The sequence below is a fragment of the Aquirufa originis genome, from assembly GCF_042714495.1.
Lineage (GTDB): Bacteria > Bacteroidota > Bacteroidia > Cytophagales > Spirosomataceae > Aquirufa > Aquirufa originis.
This window is the reverse complement of record NZ_JBBKXY010000001.1, coordinates 188,849-203,122: the sequence shown is the minus strand read 5'-3', so window position 1 is coordinate 203,122 and position 14,274 is coordinate 188,849. Positions and strand designations below refer to the sequence as shown.

9 protein-coding genes and 1 tRNA gene are annotated in these 14,274 nt (G+C 38.5%); 4 read left to right on the top strand and 6 right to left on the bottom strand.

What is annotated here, in order from left to right; genetic code table 11:
• Positions 1-3: 3 nt before the first annotated feature.
• Complete coding sequence (gene lhgO, locus SKC35_RS00845) at positions 4-1,203, bottom strand: L-2-hydroxyglutarate oxidase (RefSeq protein WP_377977621.1); 1,200 nt, start codon at positions 1,201-1,203, stop codon at positions 4-6.
• Positions 1,204-1,271: 68 nt separating this feature from the next.
• On the opposite strand from lhgO, the gene SKC35_RS00840 reads away from it, so the two are divergent.
• The 3 genes from SKC35_RS00840 (at position 1,272) to SKC35_RS00830 (ending at position 3,350) form a co-directional block, all read left to right on the top strand.
• The gene (locus tag SKC35_RS00840) at positions 1,272-2,423 is read left to right on the top strand and encodes an anhydro-N-acetylmuramic acid kinase (protein WP_377977620.1); all 1,152 of its coding nucleotides are present in this window, start codon (positions 1,272-1,274) and stop codon (positions 2,421-2,423) included.
• Positions 2,424-2,549: 126 nt separating this feature from the next.
• The gene (locus SKC35_RS00835; protein ID WP_377977619.1) at positions 2,550-3,266 is read left to right on the top strand and encodes an RluA family pseudouridine synthase; all 717 of its coding nucleotides are present in this window, start codon (positions 2,550-2,552) and stop codon (positions 3,264-3,266) included.
• Between the two features lie 12 nt (positions 3,267-3,278).
• Positions 3,279-3,350, top strand: a tRNA-Arg gene (locus tag SKC35_RS00830).
• 103 nt (positions 3,351-3,453) lie between these two features.
• Here SKC35_RS00830 and SKC35_RS00825 read toward each other — a convergent pair.
• The 3 genes from SKC35_RS00825 to SKC35_RS00815 all read right to left on the bottom strand — a co-directional run bounded on the left by SKC35_RS00825 (position 3,454) and on the right by SKC35_RS00815 (position 10,046).
• The gene (locus SKC35_RS00825; RefSeq protein WP_377977618.1) at positions 3,454-4,173 is read right to left on the bottom strand and encodes a hypothetical protein; all 720 of its coding nucleotides are present in this window, start codon (positions 4,171-4,173) and stop codon (positions 3,454-3,456) included.
• 4 nt (positions 4,174-4,177) lie between these two features.
• On the bottom strand, positions 4,178-9,631 hold the full coding sequence (locus SKC35_RS00820; protein WP_377977617.1) for a putative Ig domain-containing protein: 5,454 nt from the start codon (positions 9,629-9,631) through the stop codon (positions 4,178-4,180).
• 112 nt (positions 9,632-9,743) lie between these two features.
• The gene (locus tag SKC35_RS00815; protein WP_377977616.1) at positions 9,744-10,046 is read right to left on the bottom strand and encodes a hypothetical protein; all 303 of its coding nucleotides are present in this window, start codon (positions 10,044-10,046) and stop codon (positions 9,744-9,746) included.
• 164 nt (positions 10,047-10,210) lie between these two features.
• On the opposite strand from SKC35_RS00815, the gene SKC35_RS00810 reads away from it, so the two are divergent.
• Positions 10,211-11,596: a hypothetical protein gene (locus SKC35_RS00810; protein WP_377977615.1), complete on the top strand. Its 1,386-nt coding sequence runs from the start codon at positions 10,211-10,213 to the stop codon at positions 11,594-11,596.
• Here SKC35_RS00810 and SKC35_RS00805 read toward each other — a convergent pair.
• Together SKC35_RS00805 and SKC35_RS00800 are read right to left on the bottom strand one after the other, a co-directional pair.
• Complete coding sequence (locus SKC35_RS00805) at positions 11,593-12,180, bottom strand: response regulator (RefSeq protein ID WP_377977614.1); 588 nt, start codon at positions 12,178-12,180, stop codon at positions 11,593-11,595. The genes SKC35_RS00810 and SKC35_RS00805 overlap by 4 nt on opposite strands.
• A gap of 4 nt (positions 12,181-12,184) precedes the next feature.
• On the bottom strand, positions 12,185-14,059 hold the full coding sequence (locus SKC35_RS00800; protein ID WP_377977613.1) for a histidine kinase dimerization/phosphoacceptor domain -containing protein: 1,875 nt from the start codon (positions 14,057-14,059) through the stop codon (positions 12,185-12,187).
• Between the last annotated feature and the right edge of the window lie 215 nt (positions 14,060-14,274).

Below are 14,274 nucleotides of genomic sequence, written 5' to 3'. Positions count from 1 at the left end.
TTTTTAGAATCTACTTAAAGCCATTTCCGCCACCGTCTTACCGATAGATAAGGACGAGGTCGCCGCCGGACTAGGCGCATTCAACACATTAATCACTTTCGCATCTTCCACGATCGAGAAATCATCTAATAATCCCCCATTTCTGTCGCAAGCTTGAGCTCTGACACCCGCGCCGCCTTCGACTAAATCATTGATTTGAATCTCTGGAATTAAGACTTGTAAAGCTTTCGTAAAGGCCTCTTTTGAGAAACTGCGGTACATTTCGCCCAAACCAGTTTCCCAGTATTTCACCGCTACTTTTTGGAATCCAGGCCACGTTAAGGTATCCCAAAGTTCCTTCACATCTATCCCTAATTTCTTGTAACCCTCTTTCTTAAAGGCCAAAACCGCATTCGGTCCCGCCTCCACACCACCGCGCATCATGCGGGTGAAGTGAACGCCCAAGAACGGAAAATTCGGATCTGGCACTGGATAAATCAGGTTCTTCACTAAGTATTCTTTCTCTTTTCTCAGCTTAAAATATTCCCCGCGGAAAGGCACGATGCGTACGTCCAGAGGTTCTTTTTGGGTCATCTGCGCTACTTTATCCGAGTAAAGGCCGGCACAGTTGATCACTAATTTTGCTTCGTAGACTGACTTCGTCGTTTCCACGATCGAGAAGGTCAAGCCTTTCTTGATATCAATCACTTGCTCACCTAAATGCATCTCGCAACCCTTGATTTGGGTTCCTACGGCTAATTTCGCAGCGACTGCTCGGTAATCTACGATACCTGTTTGAGGAACGAACATCCCTTCTACCCCTGTCACATGCGGCTCGTATTCGCGCATTTCTGCTAGGCTCAATTTTTTCAAACCATCCAAGCCATTTTGTTGACCTCTTTGGTACAAAGTCTCTAATTGTCCACGTTGCTCCTCCGTCGAAGCGACCACGATTTTTCCGGTCAATTCAAATGGAATGTTCTCTTTCGTGCAATAATCAATCAATTGATGGTAACCCTCGATGCAATTCTTTGCTTTCAAAGAACCCGGTTTGTAGTACAATCCTGAGTGGATCACGCCGGAATTATTGCCTGTTTGGTGCATAGAAACCATGCTTTCTTTCTCAAACAAAGCGATATGAAGATCAGGTCTCGCCTCTAATAAGCGATGCGCCGTTGCGAGGCCCACGATGCCGCCGCCTACGATGATTACGTCTAATGCCATAAAATGAAATTTGAACAACAAATATACGGCTAAACGGTGGTAAAAAGAATTATTCGTAGCTTTGACCTATGAACCCGCGGATTGAGCAACTATACCAGATTTCCAAAGCCCCTACTCGGACCATTTTAGGTCTGATGTCGGGTACGTCTTTGGATGGTTTGGATTTAGCCTTAGTTCGCTTCACGGGTTTTGGGCTGGATACCTCGTACGAAATTTTGCACTACGACACCCGCCCTTATCCGGCAGAATTTAAGGAATCAATTCGTTCGGTTTTTGCCAAAGAAAACATTCATTTCCCTACCCTTTCCACGCTTAACGCGCAAATTGGACGTTTGCATGCCGCTATAATTTTAGAAGTTTTAGCTAGCTGGGGTGTTTCACCGTCCGAGGTAGACGCAATTGCCTCCCATGGTCAAACCGTCATGCACCGCCCGGACAGAACCGGTAAACTCCCGCATTCGACCTTGCAAATTGGTGACGGCGATCACATCGCCCAGTTAACGGGCATCATTACCCTTTCTGACTTCCGCCAAAAACACGTGGCAGCCGGTGGCGAGGGGGCTCCTTTGGCGATGTTTGGCGATTATTTCTTGTTTTCTAAGAAAGGGGAACATCGGATTTTATTAAACATAGGCGGCATCGGAAACTTCACCTACTTGCCTGCTTCGGGTGACCCAGCTGGCATTTTAGTAACAGACACCGGCCCAGGAAATACCTTGATTGACGCCGCGGTTCGCCGTTATTTCAATCAAGCCTACGACGAAGATGGTGCCATCGCGCTCTCCGGAAAAATCGACGCGGGCATTTTGGCAGAGCTAATGAGCCTCAGCTTTTTCAAGGATTCATTCCCTAAAAGCACCGGCCCGGAATACTTTAATTTAGACCTTGTTCACGCCTCGATTAGCCCAGCTGATTTAGTCGCAACCTTAACGGAATTCACTGCCCAAAGCATCGCCCTCGCCATGAAAACCTACATTCCATCTGGCATTGATGGTACCGTTTACGTCAGTGGTGGTGGCAGCAAAAACCCCGTGATCATGGCCCGTTTAACCGAGCTTCTTCCTTTCCGCGTTTGTGAAAGTGATGAGCTGGGTATGCCATCTGCAGCAAAAGAGGCCGTTTTATTTGCCTTGTTAGCGAATGAAACGTTGGCGGATTCGCCGGGAGCGGAGAGATTGGGGGATTCGCCGTGGGTGAGTATGGGCAAGATTTCCTTATAGCGATTATTAGATTAGAGATTATAGAGTAGAGAGTAGAGATAGTGTCCTTCAGACTAAGCCGCGCAGCGGCGACTCATTGACTAAGTTGCGAAGCAACGACTTTTAAGCTGCGAAGCAGCGCAAAACATGAAATACAAATTTACCGATTCCATCCTTTTCGAGGATGCTGATTTTATTGTGATTAACAAGCCCTCTGGCATTTCTACGCTGGATGAGCGGAAGGATGATTTAGCGCCGGCTATCTTGCGTTTAGCGAAGGAATATTCGTCTGATGCGCAGGTGGGACATCGTTTGGACAAAGAAACATCTGGGGCTTTAGTGATCGCTAAAAATCCAGAGGCCTACCGCCACATCTCCATGCAATTCGAGCACCGCGAAACGGCGAAACGCTACCACGCGGTCGTGGAGGGGATGCAGGATTGGGATGGCTTTTTGGTCAACTTACCCATATTGCCTTTGAAAGATGGAAAAGTGGTGATTGATCGTGCCAAAGGAAAGCACGCCGAAACCTGGTTCCGCACCCTGAAAGTGTTCCGAGGATATACCTTAGTAGAATGTATGCCCATCACAGGACGCATGCACCAAATCCGAATTCACCTGACCTGCCTCAAAGCGCCTATCGTTTCAGACGCGATGTACGGCGGCCCAGAAATATACTTATCCGATCTAAAACGCAATTTCCATTTGAAAAAAGATACGGAAGAATTACCCGTTATGCGCCGCGTAGCGCTTCACGCCCATAGTTTATCCTTCAACTTGATGAATGGCGATCCAATTACAGTCGAGGCACCCTATCCAAAAGATTTCAATGTGCTGGTAAAGACTTTGGAGAAGTATTCGTAATTTTGCAGCCCTGGCTTCGTAGTTCAATGGATAGAATGTAGGTTTCCGGTACCTAAGATGAAGGTTCGATTCCTTCCGAGGCTACAAATCGACCTCTGGTCAACAAAAAAGGACATTTCGTAATGAGATGTCCTTTTGTATTTAAATTAATGCCTTGTGTTACTGCACTACCCCCTAAAAGACTGGTCTAATTTTTAAACTGATACACAATCGTTGTAGAGGTATTAGAACCATCTGAGGTTTTAATTCTCCAGTAATAAATCTTCCCTGCCTCTATAGTTACATCCACGGAAGTCGATGTAATATTTGTCAATGCCGGAGTAGGGGTTTGCTTGCCATCTACTGCATCTAAATATACTGTGTAAGTTAGTTTGTCGTTCTCTGGATCTGATCCTGTCCAGCTTAAAGTAACTTTACCTGCTTTAGGCGTAACCGTTGATCCTGGTGTAGGGGAAACAATCGTAGCCGGGAAAGGAGCAAAATTACTCACTCCTGTACCAGCTAGATAGAAATTCCATGTCTCTGAAGTACCGGTCTGAGTGGATTTAGTAGACTTAGAAGTCAATTTCCAAGAATAAGGAGTCCCTTTGGTTAAATTCACTTTCGTACTAGTACCAGTAATTCCAGCTACCGTCGTTACAGCATTTGTATTTAAATCTGTAATGGCCATATCATAGGAATCCGTGTTAGCTGATGCTGTCCATGAAAATGAAACCTCACGTTGTGTATCCGAAATGACGGCACCAGGCTCGCAGGTTTTATTTTTCTCTGGCGCTGACAAAGTAACAGCCCCTGGTGCATTAACTGTAGGAATAGGTGGCGTAGGAGGCGTAGGCGTGGGTGCTGGATCACCTCCAGAACATCCAGCCAATACTAGAGCTGTTATATAGATTTTCAGATTTCTCACACTTTTATTCTTTAACAACTTTAACGGTTTTTCGTACACTTTCTCCTACTAATTGAACCACATAGGTACCCATTGGCATATTAGATAAATCTATGTCGATTTGTCTAGAAGCTGGAATTTGTACTCTTTGGTCTAACATCGTATTTAATGAAATACTATTCACAGAAACCTGTAATTCTGTATCTCGTCCTGGGATATTTACATGGAAGATGCCTGTAGTCGGATTAGGGTAAGTTACTACCTCTTCTGATAAGAACACTTCTTCCATATACTTGCCTTGGCAAGCTAGATCAGTCGTTACCACAATTCTACTTAGACCTGTATTTAATACTTTGCTAAACGTATTGTTGTAAACCACTTCAGTCACACCATTGATCGATACATTGTATTTCGAAGCACCAAACATATCTAGTTTAATCGAATTTGCTATAGGATCTAACACGCTGTTCGTTTTCAATGCCTCTGGCTCCTTGATAGTCACCTCGAAGCATTGTTCGTAACCCGTTTTACCTGCTATCGTTACACATACCGTGTACGTTCCTTTTGCAAGGCTACCTAGTGTATAAGTATTCGATTTCGATCCGTCTAAATCTTCTGACTTAGTGAATGAATTAGGACCTGCAGTCTTAATGGTATAGACTAGAGACGTATTTAATACCTTCACTGAGAATGATCCAGAGTTATTTCCTACGCAAGTTGCTGACAATGATGAAACACGGTAGTTAGAAACTGGTAAGCTAAACATTGCCACACCCGTTACATCCACCACAGAACCTGGTGCTGATGCAATTTCCTTGTCGACATCATCAAAGATTCCGTCACCATCTGAATCATCACATGTATCACCTTGACCGTCACCGTCTGTATCTTTTTGGCTCGCATTTGCTGTCAATGGACAGTTATCAGCCGTATCTACAACACCATCCCCATCCGTATCAGATTGCGGGGTAGTGACTATGGCAGCCACTTGAGTGACAGGCGCAGGATTTGCTTCTGGTACAAGTAAGGTTTTCTGAGAAGTAACTACAGGCACCTCAACTGCACCATCCGTTGCATTTGAAATCTTAATCTTTACTTCATAGACATTATCCTTGTTTGCATCCGTAGGGTTCTCGAAGTCAGGCGCAACTTTAAAGTTCAATGTTCCTGTGTTAGGATCGATTGTGAATAAAGCCGCATCTGCACCACCAGAAATCTCATAGACAAATCCTGATGCTTTCGTTAACTCCGTTCTCATGAATGAACGGTAGTCTAACTTCGTTTTCGTGTCTTCGTAAACCACGTCGTAAACGTTCACTTTGAACGCTTGTTCAACGCTTGCATTCGGAATGTCTAATACATTGATTACCACGTTTGTCGAATCACTTGCAGAACCATCGCTTGACTTAATCTTAAGTGTGTGCGATTTAGCTGTTTCATAATCCAATGCCGCTTTCAAAGTCAAGACATTACCATTCTTCAATTCGAATAGTCCATCTGCGTTTCCTCCAGCAATCGAGTACGTGACTGTCGTTGCGCCTTCTGGATCCACCGCTTTCAAGGTAACTAATGTAGAAGCAATCGCTAAATCTTCTTTAACGCTGATAGGTGCTACCGCATCAAATTTAGGACCTTCATTCACATCTGTAATATTAACAGTCACATCACCTACTGTGGTAGCGATACCATCGTAAGCAGATACCGAAACCGTGAACTTCTTAGTGGTTTCAAAGTCAAGCTTAGCCGGGTTCTTCACTTTTAAATTACCTGCTAAACTATCTACTTCAAACACATCACCAAAATTGACTACACTATACTTAATCACGTCACCGTCACCATCTGTTGCTGTAATCTTACCAGCGATAGTACCCGTTTTAGCGTTCTCTGCAAGTGTGAATACATTAATGCCAAAGACTGGTACTTTGTTCGGTCTAGTTACCGTAATATCCACCGTACCCGTAATCGATCCACCTGCATTCGAAGCTGTTATCGTATAGGTTGCTTTCGTTGCTATTGCTGTGGGCGTGCCATTAATTATACCTGTAGTTGTATCAATTTTTATACCAGCTGGTAAAGCTGGGCTAATTTTGAATTTAGTAGCAAAGCCATTCACCTCAGGTGCAACATCCGCAATTGGCGAATCCTTACTGAATACTAATGGACTAGGGTATTTCACCGAGATAGGTGCCTTTAATGTTACCGAAATGTCAATAGTACTTGTTATCGAACCACTTGAATTTGAAGCAGTTATTGTGTAAGTTGCTTTCGTTGCTATTGCTGTGGGCGTGCCATTAATTATACCTGTAGTTGTATCAATTTTTATACCAGCTGGTAAAGCTGGGCTAATTTTGAATTTAGTAATTTCGCCTACAACCTCCGGTTTAATATCGCTGATAGATGTATCCTTAAATAAAACAGCAGATGTTGGATATTTCAATGAAGTTGGAGCCTTAAGTGTTACCGAAACGTCAATAGTACTTGTAATCGAACCACTTGAATTTGAAGCAGTTATTGTATAAGTTGCTTTCGTTGCTATTGCTGTGGGCGTGCCATTGATTATACCTGTAGTTGTATCAATTTTTATACCAGCTGGCAAAGCTGGGCTAATTTTGAATTTAGTAATTTCGCCTTTAACCTCCGGTTTAATATCGCTGATAGGTGTATCCTTGAATAAAACAGCAGATGTTGGATATTTCAATGAAGTTGGAGCCTTAAGTGTTACCGAAACGTCAATAGTACTTGTTATCGAACCACTTGAATTTGAAGCAGTTATTGTGTAAGTTGCTTTCGTTGCTATTGCTGTGGGCGTGCCATTAATTATACCTGTAGTTGTATCAATTTTTATACCAGCTGGTAAAGCTGGTATAATTTTGAATTTAGTAATTTCGCCTACAACCTCCGGTTTAATATCGCTGATAGATGTATCCTTAAATAAAACAGCAGATGTTGGATATTTCAATGAAGTTGGAGCCTTAAGTGTTACCGAAACGTCAATAGTACTTGTTATCGAACCACTTGAATTTGAAGCAGTTATTGTGTAAGTTGCTTTCGTTGCTATTGCTGTGGGCGTGCCATTAATTATACCTGTAGTTGTATCAATTTTTATACCAGCTGGTAAAGCTGGGCTAATTTTGAATTTAGTAATTTCGCCTACAACCTCCGGTTTAATATCGCTGATAGATGTATCCTTAAATAAAACAGCAGATGTTGGATATTTCAATGAAGTTGGAGCCTTAAGTGTTACCGAAATTTCAATCGTACTTACTACAGAACCAGCATTATTAGTTGCGGTTATGATATACTTGATAGGCATTTGAACAATTGTCGGGGTTCCAGAGATATAACCAGTGTTGCTGTCAAAGAATAACCCTGTCGGTAGTGATGGGGATATGGAGTATGTGTTTACAGGTCCTGTTATAGTCGGTATTAAAGGAGTTATTAAAGCTCCTTTAATCAGAATTTTAGGGGTTGGATAGCTAAAATTTGAAGGGATGCATGACGAGCATGAAACATCTATACTTGTTGTTCTACCACATACATAAGATCCAGTTGATTTAAATTTTGCAGTCAAAAAGTAAGTTCCAGGTGTTTTAGCTATTAGGTACCCATCATCTGCTTGTTTAATTATAGCATTATTTTTAGTCCATATATAGTCAATGTCAGCCGCAGAATTTGTGACAATTTTAACGGAATCACTGAGATTAGACATAGTATTTTTGCCATAAAATTTTAAATCACCATAAGGCGAGGATGGTATAGAAATGGTTTTTATAATAAATGAATTAGAATAAGATGTACATCCATCAATAGATCTATTTACTCTATATTGACCAGAATCAGTAACTAACAGAGCATTAGTATGCCCACCTTTATTGATGCAAATTCCCTTGTTGCATTCTTTTAGATTTTCATAATATGTTTCATCTTTTTCCCACAAATCAACATTATTAAAATTATCAATTACATATTTTTTATTACTTCCAGAGCATATTGTATCTATGGGGATAACATCTTTTTTATTTGTGAATAAGCCTTCGAAGGATTTTATTAAAGGAGTGGGTGGAGATTTTTTATATAATTTTTTGATATTAATATTTGAAGTAAATAATCCATCTGTTTTCTGTATAATTCTAACTTTAAAGTTTGCCCCAAAATACTTTTTATTTATGTTTAAAACTTTGAATGAAATACCAAAGTTGTGTAATTTGAAAGGCTCCCCATCAATCAAGTCATTTCTCATATCTCTTCGAGGTATTGTGTAAATTGAGTCTACTTTTAATTCAATTTCTGCTGCAGCATTAGAAAAATAACCTAAAGAATCTGAAACTTGTAAGATGTATGTGCTATTTTGTTGATTGTTAAAACCTTTTAAATTAAACTTAATATCTAAGTTTTGTTCTGGATTCAAGCAATTACCACTAGGAAATGTATAATTGTCAATATCAATATATTTATTTTGTGCAGGCAGAAATTTATTTGTGTTTGAATATAAATTTTTTCCAATGTTATAGAATTGAAGTGGAATAATTTTGTTTTTGTAATAGGGTAAATTAAGTGGCAAATTAGATTCAAAATATAAAGGAATCGATGCATTTAAAAAACCAGGATAATATCCAAGTTGGTTTTTAGTAAAATCGAAATCATTGTTCTTATTAGTCCAAATATTATTTATTTCATCATATTCTAATAAGTCAAATGATGCATTTAAGCTAGAGCTAAAAAAGAAATGGATTTTATTGTTAAATGCAAACATTGACGCTTGCAGAAAGTTATTATTATTGGGAAAGCGTACAGGTTCTTTAAATAAGTAGGTATCCGTTAATGGCTCATATTCAATAAAATTAGTACTGTTATCATTTATATAAGTATTACTTAAAATAAAAATTCTATTCTTCAAATTTATTGAAAGTATGTAGGAATCTTGACAATTATTAGCCTTTCCAGCAAATGAAGCTAGTTTAAAAGGAAGATCGTTTTTTCTGGCAAATGTTCCATTTAAAGACTTAAATTCCCAAACCTCTTTTGTGTAGGTTTCACAAGTATTCCACGAGCTATACGTTTCTATAGAGGAGAAAAAATAGGCTTTATCGTTGATAACTTGAACAGTTCCCCCTGGTTTGACTGGAACATCGGTTAGCAAAAGTTCCCACCTATTTGTTTCAGGATAATAACTAAACAAGTTTTTCTCTATGATAACATATCCTATTTTTCCAATTGAAAATGAATATGAAACGCCTTGCGAAGTTGAAGATAGATTTGTCCTAGAAACGAGTGTGTCACTTATTTCATCATATTTATAAAACTTATTAGTTTCACCGAGATATAGTTTTTCATTAATCCCGAAAAATATCTCAGATTTCAAATTAGTTCTTTGTAAATAAGGCATCCATACAACCTGAGATATGCTGGGATGATTAATGAAGAACAAAATGCTGTATAACAATAAAATGAAAACTTTACGGTAAGATTGATTTTTCAAATTAACATCTAGATGTAAAACCTTTATAATTTTAGTAATTAAAGGTTTTTTGTTTTTTTAAAATCTTTTTGGTTTCCTTGATTAAAAGATTACTTTAAATTTTTAGTTACTTTTATTGACAACATCCGCACAATTCTGACTCTAAACCAAAAATGTCAACTATGTGTGATTTAAGGTTTTCAATTGTTTCACTTGGTCCAATCCAAATACCATTCAATCCTGCTTCTGCCTCTGAAAACTTTCCAATACCAAAACAACAATTACCACAAGTATGATGATGAATCATTAAATGCCTGTCGTGCTTATTAGGCTTGTTGTAATAGACATAATATCCTCGCTTTTCAATAAGTAATGAATCCATTTTTGATTTTGAATCTAGTACTTTATCAATTTCAAATATTTCGTCTTTTGTCATATTTATTCAATAGTTTATTCTTCAAATTTCATTGAAGTTCTCAGTCTTGTAATATGGTTTTACGCGAAATACGTAATACACATACTTCAGGCGAAGGTGGGGGGTGTTTGATTCGTAAGTAGAATTGATTTTTTGTTAAATTGAGCACTTACTTAAAAGTCATTATGCGCATCTGTTTAATTGTCGGTTTAATCTTTTCCTTTTCTTTGGCACCATTGAAAGCACAAATGCGTTTTAAGGACCCAGATGGTCCCCTGCATTTCCAAATCAATTTTGAATCAGCTGATTTATGGAAGGAGGAAAAGACAGGCGAATGGAGTAAGGTGACGAACCTTACGTTCGAAAATGTAGAAAGCCGAGATATTCCACTTAATTCACGACTATTTCCATTTTCGAATAGTATGGGTACTTTATTGATTTTGGAGGGAACGGGACAGGTATTTCAACTAGATCAAGTCAGGAGAAGGTTAACTCGAATAGATAAGACGTTTTACAGGGGTTATAACTTTGGAGCGATTCGTTTTATTCGAAAAGATACTTTATATAGTGTTGGCGGAAATGGATTTTGGCATGTAAATAATATTGAAACTTATTTTTCACTAAAGTCAAAGGAATGGGAACTTCAATCTATGCCAGATGGAAATGGGCCTAAACAGATGAGATCAGATTTTGGAGGCTACAATCAATATAGAGATGTGCTTTCTGTACTTGATTTTCCACCACAGTATCAATCCAAGAATAATTCACACCAATATCATTATTTTGAAAAAAAAATTAATGAAGTAAGCTGGAAATGTAAGGGGGAATTGAATATCTCATTGTTAAGGAAATTAGGCGTTAATAAATTTGAATCTACATTTATTCAGGGGGTTTTCTTATTTCGAAATGGTCCTTTTATCGTACTTGGGGATCCTTTTAAAAATGAACTTTATGAAATAAATCAAGTAGTGCCGCTTTTAAGTGAACATTTCGAACTTTCGGAGAAGAATGGTTATATCTATTCTTATCATGAAAGTAAGAATAGCACTAAATTAGAACACTATATAAAAGTCGATTCCATCTCAATTTCACACCTTAAATCATTAGGGAAATACAAAGGAGAATTCTATGTAAAACCAATTTCACCACTTATATTCCAAATAAGTTTTGGCATCATTCTTTTGATTTTAGGATTCTTACTAGGGTTTTGGATTAAAAAAGCACAGAAAAATAATTCACTTGTTACTATTTCGGATTCTGAATTCTCTATTTTAGATGGTTTGCCAGATGGGGCTTACGAATTTCTAAAAGCTAGTTTAGCCTTACCCAAGGGTCATCATTTCAGTTCTCAAGCCTTTACAGAATTAATGGGTTTCTCTTCTTATGCATATGAAACACAGCGACAAGTACGATCAAAACTCATCAAGGCCATCAACGCCTATTTTAGTATTCATTACAAAATGCACGACGTGATCATTCGTAAAACGGCAAATGACGATAAGCGTTTCTCTATTTATTACATCTCAGAAGAGCATTATGAAAGGCTGAAGGAATTGCTAGGGGGAGACTAAATCTCCGACTGATGAATCGCCCACTTCAACAGACTATTGGGTTCATTAGTCAAATTCAATTTTTGGATAATATTATGGCGGTGATTCTTCACCGTTTTCTCGGAGACAAATAACAGGTTCGCGATCTCTTTGCTGGAGTATTGTTTAGCTACGAGTTTTAAAATTTTGTACTCTGACATAGTTAGCAGCTCTTTTACATCGTTATTTTTACTTTCAATGTATTGGAACGCCAGGTGCACAGTGACCTTTATTTGTTCTTCCTTCCAGGGCTTCACAATGTAGTTTAAGGGTTCCGTTTCTTGCGCTTCCTCCACAATGGATTGTTTCGTAATGGCCGTGATGAAAATAATTTCTGCCAAAGGGTAAAACGCATTGACTTCTTTGGCAAAATCAATCCCCGTATGTGAGGCTTTCAAATTAATATCACAAATAATTAATTTCGGCTTAAACTCCTTTACGGCTTTAATGCCAATTTCAAAACTATCGGCAACTTCAGTTATATAGCCTTCACTTTGCAACAGTTCACTTAAATCGAGCGCCTGTAACATTTCGTCTTCTAAAATTAAAATTCTCTTTTCTGCCATTTTGCTACGCTTTAAATTGAATACGATGTTCTACTCCCTTTTCTGAAGACATGGAATAGGATGCCTCTAATTGCACAACCATCATTTGGATAAGCTTTAATCCTAAACTCGTTCGATTGACCGCTTTAGGGTCAAAACCAGGCCCATCATCCCGTATAGTTAAGGTACACGTATCTGCTGCCACTTCCAAGGAAATAAACAATTGATTCCCCTGTTCACTAGTCAAATATTTATAGGCATTTGAAACCGATTCGTTAATAATCAACCCCAGTAAAATGATTTTTTCGAGGGACAATTGAACCGAATCTATGGTATAGGAAAGGGAGATTCGTTGATCTTCTTTTTCGTAAGTAAGTTTAATATGGTCGACTAAATTTTTCACATAGTGTTCAAAATTAACCGAATCGCGGGTATCATCAGAATATAAACTTTCATGAACAACAGCCATGGAGTTTATTCTGTTTTGAATCGAGGTGACAAAATCTTTCGTTTCCTCATCTACAATTCTTCGCTTTTGGATATTCAGCAAGCTGTAGATATTTTGTAGATTATTCTTTACCCTGTGATGCAATTCCTTCACTAATTGCTCATTGTGCTGACTTTTACGCAAATTAATCTCAGCGAAGGCAGCTAGTTCAATATTTTTTTTCTCAATGATATTTTTACTTCTACTCTTTTGACGGTAATTGATTAAGATAAGCGCTGTAGAAATGGCTAATAAAACCAAGCCTACCAGAGATAGAAATAATTGCTTTTTCTGAAGACTCGAATCTTCCTTCGTTTTTATCAGGTCTTTTTGGGTTAACTTTAGTTCCGTCCGCCTTTTATCAATTTCCATTCTTCCTAGTAGTAACAGCGATTGATTTTTCAAAAGTCCTGCTTCATACAATTCCTTTTTCTTATTGTAGGCTTCCAAAAACAAATAGGCAGAATCCATTTCATTTTTGGCCTTAAAATAGTCTGACTTCGCTTTTAGAAATTTAAATTCATTCGGACCGTACATAGTAGGCTGCAAAAGCACTTGTGCATTGTCTAAATACACTTTCCCCTTCTCAATTTCCCCTAGATGAAAATAGCAAATACTTAAAGGGATCAGGCTATTAATGCGTTGATCCGCTGGGCTCATCTTCAAATAATAGTCTAACATCGGCCTCGCTCGCGCATACTGCTCTTTTTCCACTAGGCAATTAGCCATTAATCCGGTGAACCAACCACGCCAATAAGGAAAATTTCCCTCCTCGATTATTTCCTTCCGCTTTATTTTGTCCAAATAAATATCAACCTCTTTTAACCCAATACGGTAGTAGTGAAAGGCACTATCTAATTGTTTAGACTCAAAGTACATATCCCCTAAATGAACGAAATACATCATTCGATTCCTAAAGGGCCGCTCAGGAAGCTTTTCAAATGATTTAAAATCCTGAATCGCTTCATTATACAATCCGGCAGCAAAATACAACTCCCAATACGTTTTGATGAATCCATTCTCAACGCGCTCATTGCGAACCTTTACCGCTTTGGCAATATCTTTATAAAACCGATGTATCTCCTCTTTTTTTATTAAGACAGAACCATATTGTTTTCGGGTCAATTGCTTCTTGTGGGAATATAAAAAGTCAATCAAGGGAGCTGTCTCCTTGATTTTCAATTGCACGTAATACACATGGGCTAAGGCATAGGCTGCTTTCAAACGAATATCCTCCTCTTTGTCTTGGATAGATAGCCGGATTTTTTTTTCAAGTGATTTTTCCCAAAAAGAAATAGGAACTAAATCATAAATCAGATTGTGGTGATTCGTATTTAAACTATCCCAAATGGCTAACATTCTCAAAGAAGCTTCCCTTGTTTGATTGTTTGCTAATGCATTTAATTCTCTCATTTGACCTTGCTTCTGACGCGAGACCACCTGAGCATCAACCACATAGATGGTCAATACGAAAAGCAAACACCCTAAAAAAAGAAATCTTGATCTTACATTCATCCAAAACATAACCTCAAGATAGATTTATTTGTTAAAATTATTCACTACGAGTTTCGACTAAAGCTATCGCTTTCCCATTATTTTTACTTTCATTTGGACTTACAAAGACGTAG

Coding starts and splice junctions, on each gene's coding strand:
- lhgO (WP_377977621.1), bottom strand. CDS start 1,203: ATGGCATTAGACGTAATCATCGTAGGCGGCGGCATCGTGGGCCTCGCA.
- SKC35_RS00840 (WP_377977620.1), top strand. CDS start 1,272: ATGAACCCGCGGATTGAGCAACTATACCAGATTTCCAAAGCCCCTACT.
- SKC35_RS00835 (WP_377977619.1), top strand. CDS start 2,550: ATGAAATACAAATTTACCGATTCCATCCTTTTCGAGGATGCTGATTTT.
- SKC35_RS00815 (WP_377977616.1), bottom strand. CDS start 10,046: ATGACAAAAGACGAAATATTTGAAATTGATAAAGTACTAGATTCAAAA.
- SKC35_RS00810 (WP_377977615.1), top strand. CDS start 10,211: ATGCGCATCTGTTTAATTGTCGGTTTAATCTTTTCCTTTTCTTTGGCA.
- SKC35_RS00805 (WP_377977614.1), bottom strand. CDS start 12,180: ATGGCAGAAAAGAGAATTTTAATTTTAGAAGACGAAATGTTACAGGCG.
- SKC35_RS00800 (WP_377977613.1), bottom strand. CDS start 14,059: ATGAGAGAATTAAATGCATTAGCAAACAATCAAACAAGGGAAGCTTCT.